At 63.0% G+C, this 16,009-nt stretch carries 20 protein-coding genes; 19 read left to right on the top strand and 1 reads right to left on the bottom strand.

The features are described 5' to 3' along the window. Window positions 1–79: 79 nt before the first annotated feature. The 10 genes from CKO11_RS12420 to CKO11_RS12375 all read left to right on the top strand — a co-directional run bounded on the left by CKO11_RS12420 (window position 80) and on the right by CKO11_RS12375 (window position 8,141). A complete protein-coding gene (locus tag CKO11_RS12420) occupies window positions 80–412 on the top strand; it encodes an HNH endonuclease signature motif containing protein (protein ID WP_223639237.1) in 333 nt (110 codons plus the stop codon). A 132-nt stretch (window positions 413–544) separates the two neighbouring features. Then, complete coding sequence (locus tag CKO11_RS12415; protein ID WP_223639235.1) at window positions 545–985, top strand: phage terminase small subunit P27 family; 441 nt, start codon at window positions 545–547, stop codon at window positions 983–985. Then, a complete protein-coding gene (locus CKO11_RS12410) occupies window positions 969–2,642 on the top strand; it encodes a terminase large subunit (RefSeq protein WP_223639234.1) in 1,674 nt (557 codons plus the stop codon). Before CKO11_RS12415 ends, CKO11_RS12410 begins: the two co-directional genes overlap by 17 nt. Further along, the gene (locus CKO11_RS12405) at window positions 2,639–3,916 is read left to right on the top strand and encodes a phage portal protein (protein ID WP_223639231.1); all 1,278 of its coding nucleotides are present in this window, start codon (window positions 2,639–2,641) and stop codon (window positions 3,914–3,916) included. Before CKO11_RS12410 ends, CKO11_RS12405 begins: the two co-directional genes overlap by 4 nt. A gap of 6 nt (window positions 3,917–3,922) precedes the next feature. Then, entirely contained in the window at window positions 3,923–4,834 is a 912-nt protein-coding gene (locus CKO11_RS12400; RefSeq protein ID WP_223639227.1) for a S49 family peptidase, read from the top strand. Window positions 4,835–4,938: 104 nt separating this feature from the next. Then, window positions 4,939–6,246: a phage major capsid protein gene (locus CKO11_RS12395; protein WP_223639224.1), complete on the top strand. Its 1,308-nt coding sequence runs from the start codon at window positions 4,939–4,941 to the stop codon at window positions 6,244–6,246. Window positions 6,247–6,312: 66 nt separating this feature from the next. Continuing rightward, window positions 6,313–6,783 carry a hypothetical protein gene (locus tag CKO11_RS12390; protein ID WP_223639221.1) on the top strand — a complete coding sequence of 157 codons (471 nt, stop codon included), beginning with the start codon at window positions 6,313–6,315 and terminating at the stop codon, window positions 6,781–6,783. A gap of 10 nt (window positions 6,784–6,793) precedes the next feature. Continuing rightward, the gene (locus CKO11_RS12385) at window positions 6,794–7,381 is read left to right on the top strand and encodes a hypothetical protein (RefSeq protein ID WP_223639219.1); all 588 of its coding nucleotides are present in this window, start codon (window positions 6,794–6,796) and stop codon (window positions 7,379–7,381) included. Window positions 7,382–7,383: 2 nt separating this feature from the next. Next, window positions 7,384–7,731 carry a phage head closure protein gene (locus tag CKO11_RS12380; protein WP_223639217.1) on the top strand — a complete coding sequence of 116 codons (348 nt, stop codon included), beginning with the start codon at window positions 7,384–7,386 and terminating at the stop codon, window positions 7,729–7,731. An 8-nt stretch (window positions 7,732–7,739) separates the two neighbouring features. After that, a complete protein-coding gene (locus CKO11_RS12375) occupies window positions 7,740–8,141 on the top strand; it encodes a hypothetical protein (RefSeq protein WP_223639215.1) in 402 nt (133 codons plus the stop codon). On the opposite strand, the gene CKO11_RS12370 is transcribed toward CKO11_RS12375, so the two are convergent. Next, the gene (locus tag CKO11_RS12370; RefSeq protein ID WP_223639213.1) at window positions 8,138–8,419 is read right to left on the bottom strand and encodes a hypothetical protein; all 282 of its coding nucleotides are present in this window, start codon (window positions 8,417–8,419) and stop codon (window positions 8,138–8,140) included. The genes CKO11_RS12375 and CKO11_RS12370 overlap by 4 nt on opposite strands. Before the next feature lie 29 nt (window positions 8,420–8,448). On the opposite strand from CKO11_RS12370, the gene CKO11_RS12365 reads away from it, so the two are divergent. Genes CKO11_RS12365 through CKO11_RS12325 form a run of 9 tightly spaced genes read left to right on the top strand, consistent with a single transcriptional unit; the run spans window position 8,449 to window position 15,849 of the window. Further along, complete coding sequence (locus CKO11_RS12365) at window positions 8,449–8,853, top strand: DUF3168 domain-containing protein (protein WP_223639212.1); 405 nt, start codon at window positions 8,449–8,451, stop codon at window positions 8,851–8,853. Between the two features lie 31 nt (window positions 8,854–8,884). Beyond that, entirely contained in the window at window positions 8,885–9,337 is a 453-nt protein-coding gene (locus CKO11_RS12360) for a phage tail tube protein (RefSeq protein ID WP_223639210.1), read from the top strand. Further along, window positions 9,337–9,753: a GTA-gp10 family protein gene (locus CKO11_RS12355; protein WP_223639208.1), complete on the top strand. Its 417-nt coding sequence runs from the start codon at window positions 9,337–9,339 to the stop codon at window positions 9,751–9,753. Before CKO11_RS12360 ends, CKO11_RS12355 begins: the two co-directional genes overlap by 1 nt. Continuing rightward, complete coding sequence (locus CKO11_RS12350; protein ID WP_223639206.1) at window positions 9,753–9,893, top strand: hypothetical protein; 141 nt, start codon at window positions 9,753–9,755, stop codon at window positions 9,891–9,893. Before CKO11_RS12355 ends, CKO11_RS12350 begins: the two co-directional genes overlap by 1 nt. Beyond that, on the top strand, window positions 9,893–12,091 hold the full coding sequence (locus tag CKO11_RS12345) for a phage tail tape measure protein (protein WP_223639203.1): 2,199 nt from the start codon (window positions 9,893–9,895) through the stop codon (window positions 12,089–12,091). The genes CKO11_RS12350 and CKO11_RS12345 overlap by 1 nt, the downstream gene beginning before the upstream one ends. Then, the gene (locus tag CKO11_RS12340; RefSeq protein WP_223639200.1) at window positions 12,088–12,741 is read left to right on the top strand and encodes a hypothetical protein; all 654 of its coding nucleotides are present in this window, start codon (window positions 12,088–12,090) and stop codon (window positions 12,739–12,741) included. The genes CKO11_RS12345 and CKO11_RS12340 overlap by 4 nt, the downstream gene beginning before the upstream one ends. Then, window positions 12,738–13,310: a hypothetical protein gene (locus CKO11_RS12335; RefSeq protein ID WP_223639196.1), complete on the top strand. Its 573-nt coding sequence runs from the start codon at window positions 12,738–12,740 to the stop codon at window positions 13,308–13,310. Before CKO11_RS12340 ends, CKO11_RS12335 begins: the two co-directional genes overlap by 4 nt. Further along, window positions 13,307–13,723 (top strand): DUF6950 family protein, encoded by a 417-nt coding sequence (locus tag CKO11_RS12330; protein ID WP_223639193.1) that lies wholly within the window; start codon window positions 13,307–13,309, stop codon window positions 13,721–13,723. Before CKO11_RS12335 ends, CKO11_RS12330 begins: the two co-directional genes overlap by 4 nt. After that, window positions 13,711–15,849, top strand: a complete 2,139-nt coding sequence (locus CKO11_RS12325) for a fibronectin type III domain-containing protein (protein ID WP_223639191.1) — start codon at window positions 13,711–13,713, stop codon at window positions 15,847–15,849. The genes CKO11_RS12330 and CKO11_RS12325 overlap by 13 nt, the downstream gene beginning before the upstream one ends. Window positions 15,850–16,009 lie beyond the last annotated feature (160 nt).

Genomic DNA, 16,009 nt, shown 5'->3' with positions numbered 1-16,009 from the left:
ATAAGCCTTGCGGGCGTTTTTCATTGGCGGTGCGGCCATGGCGATAAGAAAGCTGTGTTCGGCACCGGGATGCGAGGAAATGGCGCTGCCCGGAGGGTCGCGCTGTGCCGAGCATCAAGCGCGCGACAAGGCACGCAAGGCAAGCTATCTGCGCAAAGCCGAAGCGGTGCGCTGGCATGCGCTTTACAGCGATCCACGCTGGAAGCGCGCGTCGGCGGCATTCCTTAAGGCGCATCCGCTTTGTGCCGATTGCGGCGCGTTGGGTGTGGTCGAAGCCGCGACCGAGGTTGACCACATCGAGCGGCACATGGGCGATGCGCGAAAGTTTTGGGACAAGGGCAACTGGCAGCCGCTTTGTAAGCGATGCCACTCGCGCAAGACTGCGCGGGAGGTTTGGCACGGCAAGGCCTGACAGAACCGGGACCGGGGGGGTATCTGAAAACCTGCCTGGTAGCCTGTGCACCGGCGTGTGTACCTTTCTTTTCGCGGGCGCTGAATTGGGATGAAAAACCCACTTGATGGAGGGTAAGAGCGAGGGCGGAATATGCGCGGAGCAAAGGGCAAGCTGAGTGTCGTTACCCCGATGAAGGGAGACGAGGACACGGTCCCACCGCCGCTTGATTTTATGAGCCCGGATGCGCGCGACGTTTGGCTTCGGCTGGCGCCGCAGCTGGTTAAGCTCAAGCGGCTTGAGCCGCATTTCCACGAGCTGTTTGCAAGCTACTGCGAAGAGGTCGCCGTTTACATCGCGATGACGAAAGACATCGGTGAAAACGGCGTCACCTATGAAACCGGCCAGGGGCGCAACGGCAACCAGAAGCGCACCCGCCCAGAGGTGCATTTGCGCAAATCGACGCTGGAAAGCATGATCCGGCTCGGCGCTTTGTTTGGCTTGTCGCCGGTGGATGAAAAGCGGCTCGGTAATGCCAACCAGGGCGATCTTTTCGAAGACCTGATGCGGGCGGTGAATGGAAAATCCGCTTGATCATCCGGTGTCGCGCTATGCGACGGATGTGATCGAGGGGCGGATCGTTGCGGGCGAGCTGGTGCGGCTTGCCTGTGAACGGCATCTTCGGGATCTGCAAACCGGCGCCGAGCGCGGCCTCTACTTCGATTGCGCGGCGGCGGATCGGGTGATCAATTTCGCCCGGCTGTTGCAGCATACGGTCGGGCCGATGGCGGGCAAGCCCCTTGAATTGCAGCCGTGGCAGGTGTTCCGGCATGGGTCGGTGTTCGGCTGGAAGCGTGAAGGGACCGGATTGCGCCGGTTCCGCTCGACCTATCATCAGGTCGGCAAGAAGAACGGCAAGACAACCGATACAGCGGTGCCGATGCTGTTCACGCAATTGCTTGATGGCGAGGCCTCGCCGCAGGGTTTTTGCGCGGCCACGACGCGCGATCAGGCCGGGCTTCTGTTCAAGGAAGTTGGCCGGATCGTGAGGCGCTCGCCCTTTCTGGGCAAGCTCATGGAGCCAATGCGCCACGAGATCCAGACGCCGCGGGTGGATGGGGTGATCAAATGCTTGTCGCGCGACGGGGATTCGAGCGACGGGATCAACCCGAGCTTTCTGGCGCGCGATGAAATGCACCGCTGGACCGATCGGGAACTGGCTGAAACGATTGTCGAGTCGATGATCGCGCGGGCGCAGCCGATTGATTGGGTGATCACCACGGCGGGCCATGACCGTCAATCTTTGTGTGGCGAGTTGCGCGGCTATGCCGAAAACGTGCTGCGCGGCGCGATCGAGGACGATTCCTTTTTCGGCTTCGTGGCCGAGCCGCCTGCCGATTGCGACCCGTTCGATCCGGCGTTCTGGCCGATGGGCAATCCGAACCTGGGCGTCTCAAAGCCGCTCGATGCGATGCAGGCGGCAGCGTCGAAAGCCGCGTCCATTCAGGCCACCTTGCCGAACTTCAAGCGGTTCCACTGCAATCTGTGGACCGAGGGCGAACAGATGTGGATCGCACGCGAGGTCTGGGACCAAGGCGCGGCGTCCGAACCGTTTGATGTGCGCATGCTTTATGGGCGCGATGCCTGGGTCGGTGTGGACCTTTCGAACAAGGTCGACACCACGGCCATCGTGGTGGCGGTGCCGGTGGATGGGCTGATCTATCTGGTCGCTTATACCTTCCTGCCTGCCGGGCCGAAGGGCTTCATCGTGCGGGCGCAAAAGGAAAAGCGTGAATACGTGGGGTGGCGCGATCAGGGGTGGCTTGAGGTCCACACGGGCGGGGCCATTGATGAAGCGCAGATCGAGGCGCGGATCGGCTGGATCGCGAAGAAGTTCGCGGTGCAGGAAATCGCCTATGACCCTTGGGGCATGAAATACATGGCCGACCGCTTGGCCAAGAAGCGGTTGCCGATGGTCGAGCACCGGCAGGGCTTTGCCAGCATGTCGAACCCGATGAAGCGGGTTGAAGAACTGGTCGCCCAAAACAGGCTCCGCCATGGCGGCAACCCGGTTCTGGGCTGGCAGGTGGGCAACGTGCATCGCGATGAAGATGCGGCTGAGAATATCAAGCCGAATAAGAAGCGCTCGACCGGTCGGATCGACGCTGCGGTGGCCATGATCATGGCGGTGGGGCGGGCGACAGCGGGCGAACGCAAACGCAAACAGGGGCGAGGCATCGAAACACTATGAGCTTGCGGGGGATCTTTGGCCGTGGGCGGGCCGCGCAGTTGGAAACGGCGCGCAGAGAGCCCCCGCTTGTGGCGACGGCATCGGCCAGTGCGGGGGCTTTGTCGCCAGCCTTTGAGGCAGGCTGGCAGGAGGTCGGCGTTTCAGGGTCGAGCCGTGTTCGCAACCTGCCGCGCGTCACGCCCGAACTGGCGCAAAAGCACGCCACGGTGGTGGCCGCGTGTTCGGTTATTGCGGGCGATTTGGCGAAGCTGCCGCTCGCCGTTTATCAACGCAACGCGACCGGGCGCGAGGTGCGCGTGCGCGAGCATCCGGTCGATCACCTTCTGAATTCCGAGGCTTCGCCTGGTGTGCCCGCCCATGTGATGCGCTTTGCGATTGGCTACGCCTTCACCCTGCGAGGCAAATCTTTCGCTTTCGCGCCGCGCGACGGGGCGGGTGAGCTGGTGCTGGTCGAGACGATCCGGCCCGACCGTTGCGAGGTTTTGCGCGTCGGGCGCGAGCGGTTCTATGAATTCGAAGATGGCGCGCAAATCCAGCGCCGCGTGTCTGGCCGGGTGATGGCGCACCTGCGCTATATGGCGGAAGATGGCTGGACCGGACGCAGCCCGATCGAGGTTGCCGCAGAAACGCTGGGGATTGCGCTGGCACGCCAAGAAGCGGCGGCGCGGTTGGCAGGCGGAAAGGGGTTCAAGGCGGTCGCGAAGCTCGAAGACTTTGGGGCGGATGAAGAAACTTGGCAGCGGTCTCGGGCACGTCTCAAGGCGGCGATGGCCGAGGATGCCGACGATAGCGTTTTGATCATGGGGCAAAGCGATGACATTAAATCGCTGGGCCTGTCGGCGGCGGATCTGGAATTATTGTCCAGCCAGAAGTTCGACCGCGAACAGATCGCAGCGCTTTACCGGGTGCCGCCCGCAAAGCTGCAGATGCTGGAACATGGGGTGAAGGCCAACGGCGAACAGCAGGCGATCGATTACAAGGCCGAATGCCTGACACATTGGGGCAAGTTCTTGGAAACCGGAATGGGGCAGGGGCTTTTGACAGCGGGCGAGCGTCAGGCCGGTCTGTTCCTGCGCCATGAATATGACGCGCTTTTGATGGCCACGACGAAAGAGCGCTATGAGGCGATCACCAAAGCTGTTGGCGGGCCGATCCTGACGCCAAACGAGGGGCGCGAGATCGAAGGCCTCGATGCGATTGAGGGCGGCGAAAAACTTTATCCGCCCTCGAATATGACCCGCAAAGAAAGCGGTGCGCAGGGCGACGGAGACTGAGGGCAGATGGGTAAGACGGTTCAAGAGGTGCTTTTGTCGAGCGCCGCGATGGTTGCCTTGTGCGAAGAGCATGCGGCCGATTTCTTGGCGATGGGGTGGCCGGAAGCCGCAACCGGTGCGCAGGTGGCAGCAGCTGGCGACGGGTCGCGCTATGCGATCGAGCGCGGTGTGGCGGTCATGCCAGTGCGCGGGCTGCTGACGCCGAATTCGGTTGTGCTTGAGCGCTACCTGGGCTGGGCCACCTATCGCGGCATTTCGGAAGCCTGTGCTGAATTGACGGCTGATGATGCGGTTTCGGCGGCGGTTCTCGAATTTGATACGCCCGGTGGCTACACGCTTGGGGTCGAGGAAGCGGCAGCGGCGATCAAGGCCTTGGCGGCTGTGAAGCCGGTCTATGCGCTTGCGGCCCCGCTTGCCGCGTCTGCGGGGTATTGGCTGGCGTCTCAGGCGCGCGAAGTGGTGATGACGCCCGGCGCGGCGGTGGGGTCGATTGGGGTTGCCGTGACCACATCGGCCTATCTTGCGCCGGGGGCATCCAGCGGCATGCAGATCTTCGAATTCACTTCAAGCCATGCGCGCGCGAAATGGCCTGACCCTTCGACCGATGAAGGTAAGGCCGAGATCCGCCGCAGCCTTGATGAAAGTGAAGCGCGGTTTCATGCGGCGGTGGCCGAAGGGCGCGGCATCGCGCTTGAGGGATTGGCCGCACAGCTTTCTGTGACGGATGATCCTGCCGATGGCGGCGCTGTCTTCGATGGGGCCGAGGCGGTGGCGCGTGGTTTGGCCGATGGGGTCGAAACGCGTGCGGATTTCTACGCACGGGTGATCGGGGAACACTCCCCGGCGCCCCGGCGCGCAGGAGGTGCACGCGGGGCAATGGCGCGGGCGGCGGTGGCGCGGGCGCGCGCTCAACTCTGAAATCTCACTGACCGGGTTGGCGGTGTGACCTGCGCGCGATGGCGGGCGCGGGATTTGTGGCTGTGCGCGCGGGTGCCGCAGCGTTTGATTTGAAAGGAACTCCGATGGCGAAGAACATCGACGATTTGCGCCGCGCGCGGAAAGCGGCGGCGGATAAAATGGGCGAAAAGGCAGAGGCGCTGGCCGCGCTGGAAGCGGCGGAAGCGCCCGATGCCGAAGCGATCACCGGGGCCGAGGCGGAATTTGCCGCGGCGCAGGCTGATTTCGAGGCGGTGGACAAGCAGGTGAAGCGCGCCGAAGCGGTCGAGGCTGCCAAGGCGGCAGCCGCGGTGCCGGGCGATGCAGAACCGGGCCAAACTGTGGCCGCTGTGCCCAAAGACCCGGCTCATAAAGGGGTTGAAGTGGGGCTGATCGTTGGCGCCTTGGCCGCGCAAAAAGGCGATCTCGATCGCGCGGTGGCGCAGCTCGACAAGGCGGGCTTCGGGCAGGTGGCGGCGGCGCTTAATGCGACCGATTCCACAGCGGGCGGTGTGACCGTGCCGCGTCCGCTGGCCAGTGATCTGATCGAGATGCTGCGCCCGCGTGTCGTTGTCCGCCGGGCGGGCGCGCGTCCGGTGCCGATGCCTGCGGGCCAATTGCGCAAAGCGCGCCAAACGGGCAGCGCAAGCGCGGGCTATGGGGGCGAGACCGTCGCCCCGCTGGCCAGCGCCCCGAGCTTCGATTCCATCGATCAAAGCTTCAAGAAGCTGCGGGCATTGGTGCCGATTTCCAATTCGCTGCTGTCCTACTCCTCGATCCAGATGGGTGTGCTGGTGCGTGACGACCTGCTGAAGGTGATGGGCGCGCGCGAGGATCTGGCCTTCCTGCGCGGCGATGGCACGAATGACACGCCGACCGGCATGCGCAACTTCATTCCTGGTGGGCACTGGATCGGCTCGGTCGCGGGCACCGATGTTTTGGTGATCGACCAGAAGCTGCGCAAGCTCGTCTCGCTGGTCGAGGATGCCAATATCTTGATGGTTGCGCCGGGCTGGGTGATGCGCCCGGGGGCGAAGAACTTCCTTGCCGCGCTCAAGGATGCCAATGGCAACAAGATGTATCCGTCGATTGATGACAAGGAAGAACTGATGGGCTTCCCGATCTACACGACGACGCAATTGCCGAACAACTTGGGCACCAATTCCGACGAGACCGAGGTGATGTTTGCCGATTTCAGCTACCTGATGATCGGCGAAAGCGGGGTGCTGCGGATCGCGCAATCGACGGAAGCGGCCTATCTCGATGCCGGTGGGCAGATGCAATCGGCCTTCGCCAATGACCAGACGCTGATGCGCGCCATCGCCGAACATGATTTCGCGCCCGAGCATGATGTGGCCCTTGCCGGTCTGCAGGGCGTCGGCTGGGCGCTCTAAGCGCTGAATGGTGATCTGGCGGCGCGGTGATGGCTGCGCCGCCCCTTTTGAGCGAAAGGTGCCGATATGGCGAAGCTGGTGACCGTGAAGTTTATCAAGGCGGCTGCGCCTTACAATGTGGGCGATGTGGCCGGGTTTGAAGCCTCTGCCGCCAAGGCCATGATCGCCGATGGTATTGCGGAGGCGTTCAAGGCCTCGAAAACGAAGGCCGTGGTCGAGGCCGAGGAAAAGCGCGTTTCGGTGACCTTTTTGCGCGGGGCGCCGCCTTATAATGCGGGCGATGTGGCGGGCTTTGCGCCGCTGGTTGCGGCGCAGCTGGTGGCCGAGGGGAAAGCAATCCTCAATGCCAATAAGGGCGCTGAGGCCGCGTCGGAAGTTGCGCCGCAGATTGATGCTGCGCAGGACATTGCCGAAAACAATGTCGCCGAAGCGTCTGCGGCGGAGGCCGAAGTTGCGGCTGATGATGAACCTGTGGCGATGGAGCCCGACGACGACGCCGAAGACGGTGCGCCGCCCGTGCAGGGCGTGACGGTCTAAGAGGCGCGTCATGCGGGTGATTGGGGCCGTTCCGGCGATTGTTGGCGTGGATGACTTCAAGCGGGCCACGCATGCCCAGCTTGATGAGACGGAAGATGACGCCACGCTGGTGGCCTATCTTGCGGCGGCGCAGGCCGTGGTTGAGCGCGCGACGAACCGCCCGCTTGGTGTGCGCGAGGTCGAGATCGCGGCGCGATTGCCCGGCCCGGTTTCGCGGTGGTGGTTTCCGTGTGCGCCGGTCAGTGCGATTTCCAAGGTCAGTTATGACGTTGGCGATGGGGCGATTGATCTGGGGATGGAGAGTTTTCGCCTGCGCTTTGCGCATGATGAGCCGCAGATCGACTTTGCGGCGGGGATTTTCCCCTATTTGGTTGGCCAGATGGAGATCACTGTTACGGCAACCGTTGGCGCAGCCGATGGTGACCCGTCGATCCTGCCCCTGACGCAGGCGATCTTGCTCGTGGCCCGCGAATGGTATGATGCGGGCATTTCCGTTGGGTCAGATGGTGGTTCGGGGGATCTGCGCCTTTCCTTTGGGGCGCGGGCCCTAATCCGGTCGGGCGTCTATAAGCGCCCGCGCGTGTTTGCGAGGGCTTGACCGTGGCTCGCTTGAATACACGTATCACCATCCAGCGCGCCACCTCTGGCGATGACGGCTACGGCAACGTCACGACCGGCTGGGCTGATATGGAGGTCGCCCCCGGCGTGCCGATGAAGCTTTGGGCCGACATCCGCGAGACCCCCGGCAAGGAGGTGGTCGCAGCGGGCCGTTTGGAAGCCAGTCGCACCGCGACCATCTGCGTGCGGGCCTCTTCGCGATCGCGCACCATTACCGCTGCCGACCGCATCATCGCGCGCGGGCAGGTTTGGAATATCCGCAGCATCTGCGCTGTCGCGGATGGCCGGGAACTGATCGAGATGCTGTGTGAGGCGGGGGGTGCCGTCTAATGCCGGGAATGGATCGCGTCCGCGCCAAGCTGCATACGCACATGGCGAAGGCTATCGAGGCCGGGAAGGTGCAGGCCCGTGTTGAGGGGGAGAAGATCGCGCAACTGGCAAAGGGCTTCGCTCCAGCTGAAGAGGGCAAGCTTATTGCTTCGATCCGCGTCGAGGATGCGGACACGATTGCAACCGGTGGCGGCGGTGAAAGCGGTTTTGTGGGCGTTTTGCTCAAGGCTGGTGATGCCTCAACCATTGTGACCAATAAGACGGGCGGGGAGTTTCAGAACGCCTTGATCCAAGAATATGGCACCAAGGCCCGCGCGGCGCATCCGTTCTTTGGTCCTGCCAAGCGCCTACAAAAACGAGCGGCCCGGGCCGCAATTAAGCGAGCCATCCGCCGTGTTTGGAAAGGTTAGGGGTGACCAAAGCAAGTTGGCCAAGGTGCGGTTCCATTATCGGCATTTCCGGTGAGATAGCAAAGGTAGATAGCCCCTTCATAGGACACGAATAACTCATGCTTTCTCGTCCCGCTTGGGTAGGTGGAATAATCCGAAGGCTGCCCGGTTGAGATATTGGCGGAACTTAAAACGCGGCCCTCTGACAAGATCTGCTGAGCAAGGTCGACAGTTGTTTGTTGCGCCGAAACAGGCGCGCTGACCACCGCGATCAGGGCCGCAAGAAGAATAGGCTTCACGACAACCTCCGGAATGGGATGGACCAACGATGGCAGCACCTGCCTTGGAATTGCAAGGCGCGATCGTGGCAGCGGTGCGCGCGGATTCGTCGCTGATGGCTCTGATTGCGGATATTTACGACCGCCCGCCCGCCGATCCGTTCGGTGACGCGCAGGGCTATGTGACATTCGGTCCCGAAGACACAAGCACCGAAACTGGCTGCGTTGGCATCGAAACGGTGACCCTACAGCTCGATGTCTGGTCGCGGCGCGTCGGGCGCGTGCATGCGAAGCAGATCCTGCATGAACTGACCCGCGTGGTCTTTGCTGTGGTGACCGTCGAAAACCCGATCGTCAGCCGTGGCGAGCCGTTCAAGCGCATCATCGAAGACCCGGACGGGGTCACAACACACGGAATCCTCCAGCTCTCGTTCGGGATGGAGACGCGCGGCTGAGGCCGCTTTCTCAACAGCCTAGGAGGCAGATATGACGGCACCTGTGCATCAGGAATACGACGAGCTCGTGCTCGAATTCTCGGATGATGATGGCACCACTTGGGCGCGCAATTGCGTCATCATGGGGTGTGAAGTCAACCGCACCTCGAATACCTCAACCGTGGAAACGGTTTCGGATTGCGCCGATGAAAGCAAGCCGAATGCGGTCGAAGAGCGTGTGCAATCCCTCAAGGTGACCGTGAGCGGCACCGGGAACTGGACACAGGCTGGCTATGGGAAGTTTCTGGCGAAATTCTACGCCGGGGACAGCACCACTATGCTTGCGCGGATTGGCAACCTTGGCGCGGCCAGCGGCGAAATTCAGTATGAGGAGGGCCCGATCATCATTGCTTCCCTTGGAGAGGCGCGCACGAAGGGTCAGGTTGTGTCGGCTTCGATCACAATCAACTTTGCGACGACGCCCACGCTGACGATGGCATCCTGATGGCAGAGCCGAAGGTGATCAATTGGGGGTGCGGTGAGCACCCCTTTTTGCTGCGCATCGGGGAATGCGAGGCGCTTGACGATCTGACGCCCGCCGGAATTGCCGATTTTCGGTATCGGCTGGCGCAAGGGGTGGAGCGCGGCGCGCTTGCGCATGCCCCCGTTAAGACACGAGAGGTGATCAACTGCATCCGCTTAGGCCTGATTGGTGGCGGTATGGATGCGGAAGAAGCGCGCAAGCTTGCTTTGCGAGGCCATGACGAATGCTCGCGCGATCAGCTGAATATGGTTTGTTACGGCCTGCTGACTGCGGCGCTGGCGGGCAAGGATCATGACAAGCCGGGAAAGCGGGCGGCGGCGGGCCGGAAGCGCCGGAGCGCATCAGCTTCGCCGCCTGCTATGGAAACGGGGCCGTAATGGGCTTCACGCCTGAACAGGTCAAGCGCATGAGCTTCTGGGAGTTCTGGGCCTGCTTTGAGGGCTTCAAGGCGTTTCATGGTGTCAAATCGGAGCAGACAGCCAGCCTCGACCGGCTGCGCGAACTCGGGGTTGAGTGATGGCGGAAACTGACGGCCTTGTTCTTCCAGTCGGGCTGACTGAGAAACAGCTTTTACAGCAGGTGGCCCGCATAGAAAGCCGTATGGCGAAGATGGAAACGGCCTCGACCAAGTCGTTCGTGCGGGCAAATGCCAAGATCGCGCAGTCTTTTAAGGGGCTTGAAGCAAGGTCTGGCGGCATGACCGCTCAGGTGCAAAACCAAATGCGGATGCTGGCGTTTCAGTTCAATCAGGTTGGGCAGCAATTCGCGGCCACCGGGAACCTGATGCAGGCAGCAGTTATTCAGGTGCCAGACATCATGGGCTCTTTCGGGGGGCTGGCGCCGGTTCTGGCTGGCGGGGCCTTCGCGCTTGCTGCGTCTTTTGCGCCTGCTCTCTTTGCAGCCACCAATAATGCCAAAGAGGCTGAGGAGCAGATCAAAAAGCTGGCTGCCGCGCTCGGCGATCTTGAGGCCGCGACCAAGGCCGCGCAGCAGAGCCGGTTCGATCTGCTGGAGCAGTTTGGCCCTGAGCAGGTCACACAGGCGAGGCAGATGTTGGATATCCAGCGCGAGCTGGCGCGGGTGAACCTTGCTCGGGAATTGACCGCCGCCGCCGATATGATTGGCAAGGTGCAGCTTGGTGACCTTGCCGGAAAGTCTGCCGATGAATGGGAGGCATTCGGGCGGCAATTGCAAGATGCGCGCGCCGAGATCGAGTCGCTGGCCACGGCTGAAATGTCGGGCAACATGACCGAGGCAATGCAAGACCGGGCGCTCGCGCTTGATGAGTTCATGGCTCGGTCGCAGAACTATCAGGCTGATCTTAACGCCGTGCAAAAAATGTTTGGCGCAACCGAGGAAGAGGCGGGGAAACTGGTCGCCTCCATGTTGCGGCTGCGCGATGCAGATGGTCCGCGCGCTCAAGCGGCGGCGGCGGCGGAGTTGCGCGACCGCCTTTCGGAAGTTCTCGGTAATATGGATGGCGCCAATGAGGAAGCGCTGAAACTGGTTGAGCAGCTTCTGAATGTCGAAGATGCGGCGCTGCGCGCTGCTGCGGCGGATATTGCGGGCGCCATTTCGCCAGCAGCAGATGAAGCGAAGCGCCTTGCCGATGAGCTTGGCCGTGCAGTGACCAATGCGATGAATTTGGCGGTGCAGGGTATTTCGAGTCTGCGACAGGCGCAGATCAATTACGACTTCCGCGATGATTGGCGCGGCAGGGCAGCAGCATTGGCGCGGGAGCAGTTTGACAGCACCACCTCAATCCCATCCGATGCCCCGCCCGAGGTAACCGCGCAGATTGAGGCGCAGCGGCGCGCCTTCGTTGGGGCGGCGGTTGCGACTGAGGAATACCGTCAGCGCCTCATCGAATGGCGCAAGGAAGAGGCGGCGGCGGCGCGCGCAGGCAAAAGCGGCAGCAAGGGGCGCGCAAATGCCTATGAAAGCGCGATTGAAAGGCTGATCGGAGACACGGATGCAGCCAATCAGCAAATTGCAGCCATGAAGGAAATCACGGCCAGCGGGCGCGACTTGCGCGCTGAGCTGGAAGCGATTTCCGAAAAGCAGAAGATCCTTAACTCTGCACAGCGGGCTGGGATTGAGGTCACCCCTGAAATGGCTGCGCAGATCGATGCGCTGGTGGATGCCTATGTCGATGCGAATGACGAACTCAAAAACATGAAGGATATCGCGAAAACCGGGCAAAGTGCTCTGGATGATCTATGGGGGTCAATTATCGATGGCTCCAAGTCCGGCAAAGAGGCAGTTGCGGATTTGATCGCGCAGATTGCCCGGGTGCAGTTCACGAAGGCGATAATGGGTATCCCTGGCATGAGCGGGTTCTCGTCGTGGATTGGTGGGTTGCTGACTTCGGCGGATGGGAATGTCTTCGAGGGCGGGCGGCACCTGACAGCCTATGCGAATGGCGGCGTGGTGAGCAGCCCGACTTTCTTCCCGATGGCTGATGGGACCGGCCTTATGGGCGAGGCTGGGCCCGAAGCGATCATGCCGCTGACGCGGATCGGTGGGAAGCTTGGAGTGCGCGCGGCTGTTTCGCAGGCCCAGCCGCAGCCCGTTGTCGTCCACGTCCAAGCCTCGCCCTATTTCGACGCCCGCGTTTCGCAGGTGTCTTCGGCGAATGACGCCCAAGTGGCGATGGCGCAGCAGCGCGCCATGCCGGGCGCGATCCGCGATATGCAGATGCGGGGCACGCGATGAACAGCATCATCGACATTCCGCTGCTGTTTTGGCGGGTGACAGAGGTCAACTGGCGCATCGACTGGCGCGGGCAGGGCGCGCTTTCCGGGCTGAATGGGGCGGATCAGGCCATTCTGAACCGTTTCCCGCGCTTTGTCGGGGCGGCGCCTTTGGTGTTGCCGCCGCAGATGATCCCGGCCTGGCGGGCGCTGATGACCAAGGGCGCGGGCCGGGCCAATGTTTACCGGGTGCGGATGCTTGACCCGGTGGCGCAGGCGGTGCCGCGCCAGGGCTGGCGGGCCGATTGGGCGGACTATCAGCGCGGCTTTTACTCCGAGGCGCGCCCGCAGGTGATCTGTGCGGCTGGGGCCGCAGCGGGGGCAACCTCGATCACGGTGGACGAACGCGCGCTTCCCGCCCCGATCAAGGTGGGCGCCTATCTGAGCCATAACGATTGGCCCTTCGCGGTGACGGGGCGCAGCGGAACGGGCGCGGCCACGGTGCTTGAGGTGGCGCAGCTGCGGCGCACAATCCCGGCAGGTGGCCCAATCGACTGCATCGCGCGCGGGCTGTTTCGGGCCACGGATGATGCGACGGGGCAGGTGGGCTATGGGCTCGACCGTGTGGCCCGGCCCACCCTTGACCTGGTCGAATGGATCACCCGGCCATGACGTTCGATCCGCGCGCGGATGTGGTGGCGGTGCTTGATCTGATCAGCATCGACACGCCGGACGGGGTGTTTCGGTTTCTGGCCGGGACGGATGGCATCTTCACCGATGTGGATGGTCACCAGTGGATAGGCTCGCGGCTGATCACCGGCTCGGAGCTGAAGGCCTCGATCCAAGGCGAGGCGCCGAGCGGGTCTTTGACGCTGGCCTTTATCCCTGACCCTTCCGGGGCCGATCTGGTGGCCGAGGTGCGTGCGCTTGGGTCGGACTATGTGCGCGGGCGGGAGATCATCTTCTGGGATCAACCGCTGCTCAGCATGGAAGAATTCTATGCGCCGACCTTGGCCCCGATGCGGCTGATGACGCGCACCGCGACCAGCATCGATTTTGACCTGTCTGGCACGATGGAGCGCGCGATCACGCTCAATTTCGAGGGGCCCTTTACCGGGCGCAACAGCGCGCCGGGGTGGCAATATACGAGCAACGATCATTCGGCCCTGATCGGGGCGGCCAATACCTCGCTGCGGCTGATGCCAACCGACACCTACCAAGAAGAGAAGCTGTTCGGATGACGCCACTCTATGCAGAGGTGAACCGCTGGCTTGCGACCCCGCACCAATGGGGCGTGGCCGACTGCATCACGCTGCCCGCCGATTGGGTCGCCCGGATGACCGGCGCCGATCCTGCCGAAGATATCCGGCACACCTATGCCACGGCGGGCGAGGCGCAGCGGGCGTGGCGGTTCTTTACCGATCCGCTGGCCAGTGTGGCCCCGCGGATGGCGCGCTGTGGGCTGCGGCGCACCACGGCGCCGGTCGCGGGCGATGTGGGGCTGATCTTCGTCATGGAGCAAGGCGGGCCGCGCCCGCATGGCGCGCTGTTCCTGGGCGATAAATGGGCGGTCAAAACGCAGGATCACGGCGTTCTGGGCATTACGCGCCCGAAGGTCATCGCGGCATGGGAGACGGGTTATTGCGAAAGCTGATTTACGCCGCAATCCTTGGCACGACCTGCCTTAGCACGTCTGCGCAGGCCGGGCCGGTTGGGGCCTTTTTGTCTGGCATCTGGACCGGCCTTTCCACGGGCGTCGTGGCTGGCGCGGGCATCACTGGTGCATGGGCAACCGGGGCATCGATTGGCGCAGGGCTTGCAGCCTTCGGTGGCACGTTCCTTGGGCGCGTGCTGTTCTCGGTTGGCCTCTCTGCCATTGCGCAATCTCTGGCGCCGAAGCCGAAAGTCGCGCCGCTTGAGGTGATGACAAACTATGCGCAGGACCTTTCTTTCGTGGAGATGGCCTATGGGGAGGTGCGTAAGGGCGGCGCTTTTGCGCTGAGCGCCTTTTCGCAAGACGGGGCCGCATCGGAGGGGATGGTCGCAAAGGCGCGCCGCCATTACGGCGTGATCTTGGCCGCGCACCCCATTGAAGGCGTGATCGCGCATTATCTTTATACATGGGAGGTGGAAACAGACGAAGCGGGCGTGGTGACAACCGACCCGATCAACGGGCGCTGCAAGATCCGCCTCTATGACGGCACGCAAACCGCGCCGGACGCAATTTGGGACGCGCTATTCCCCGAGGTCACGGCGGCTGATTATTACCCCGGCCTCGCCTATGCCGCGCTTTACGCAGAGCGGGTGGCGGATAGCGAGTTTTCAAAGGTCTATCCGAGAGGCCGGGAATGGGCCTATGCCCCGGTGCTGCGCGGCGAAAACCGCATCTATGATCCGCGCACCGGCACGACCGGCTGGACCAATAACGCCGCGCTGGTGATCGCCGATGTGGCGACGCGCTGGTATGGCAAGGCGGTCGATTGGGATGAGGTCGCGGCACAGGCCGATATCAGTGATGCGCCGGTCACGAACCGCGACGGCGGGACGCAACCGCGCTGGACCATCAACACGGTGCTGCGCACGGATATGACCTGGGAGGATGTGCGGGCGCATCTGACGATGTGCTGCGATGCCTTTTTTTATGAGCGCACCGATGGCAAGCTTGGCTTCAAGGTCGGCCATTACGAAGAGCCGCCGCTGACGCTCACCGATGCCGATTTCGCGGCGGTCAGCCTCAAGCACAAAGCCACGGGGCCAGATGATGTTTACAGCTTCGCCTATCGCTACGTCGAGCCCGCCCGCGATTACGCCGAGGAAGTAACCGGCGCGGTTGTCGTGGGCAGCAACCCGGCTGGCGGGCGATCTGAGCAAGAGTGCTACGGCATCACCTCGCACAATCAGGCATGGCGCTGCGCCTATCGGTGGGCCAAGGCGAGCAAGCCGGAATGGCGGCTGAGCGGCACCCTCAAGTTCATCGGGCGCGAGCTGATGGGGCATCGGTTCGTGCGGGTGCAGCTTTCGGAGCTGGGCCTTGATGCCGTGTTCGAGGTGGCCACGCTGGCGCGCAATGCGGGCTCGCACAGCTGGAGCCTTGAGGCCGTAAGCGTTGACGCGGCTGATTTTGCCCCCGATGCGCTGACCTTGGAGCCGCCGCGCCCGGTGCGCGCCACGATTGCAGAGGATGGCACGGTGCCCGTGCCTGCATCGCTGACCGGCGCGGTGGTCGAGGGCACGGGCGGGGTGGCGCAGATCGAGTGGACGTGGCCCGCGCAAACCGAGGATCTGAAACAGCGGCTGCGCATCCGGCGCGATGGCGGCGATTGGTATGAGCTCACAATGGTGGCCGGGCAGTCGAGCTATCTCGACACAGGGCTGGTCGATGGGGCCACCTATGAGGCGCAGGTGCGCAATGTCACCGTGGCGGGGCGGCTTTCCGATTGGGCCCCCGAGGCCCCGGTAAGCGTGGATGCGGTGGCCAATACTTTGCCCCCGGGCGGGTTTGGCTATTTCAGCGCCATGCAATCCGGGTCCAGCGTGGCGCTGTCTTGGACCGCGCCGAACGATAGCCATTTTGCGGCGGCGCGGATCTATCGCGCGACCGACAGCACCGATTTGGGCGATGCGAGCCTTGTCGGGCTGGAATATGGCGCGCCGAATGCCACCGACGAATGGCTTGATGCCGCCCCCGGCACCGGCGCGCACAGCTACTGGATCGAGCCGGTCAACGGTTCCGGCATCCCCGGCACCGTCAGCGGGCCCCAGACCGTCACAATCAGCTAATTGAGGTCACAATGACAATCACGACGCGCCGGGTTACCGGCCCCATTGTGCTGCCCGATGGGTCTATCCCGGCCCATGGTCGCCTGACCGTCTCGCTAACCGGGCCGGATGCCGAGGGCGGCACGCAAATCGTCATGGGGCCGTTGCTGTTGCCACTCGA

This window comes from Rhodobacter sp. TJ_12 (genome assembly GCF_020023995.1).
Taxonomy (GTDB): Bacteria; Pseudomonadota; Alphaproteobacteria; order Rhodobacterales; family Rhodobacteraceae; genus Rhodobacter.
Note: the sequence above shows the minus strand (reverse complement) of the source record. Positions and strands in the feature narration are given on the sequence as shown.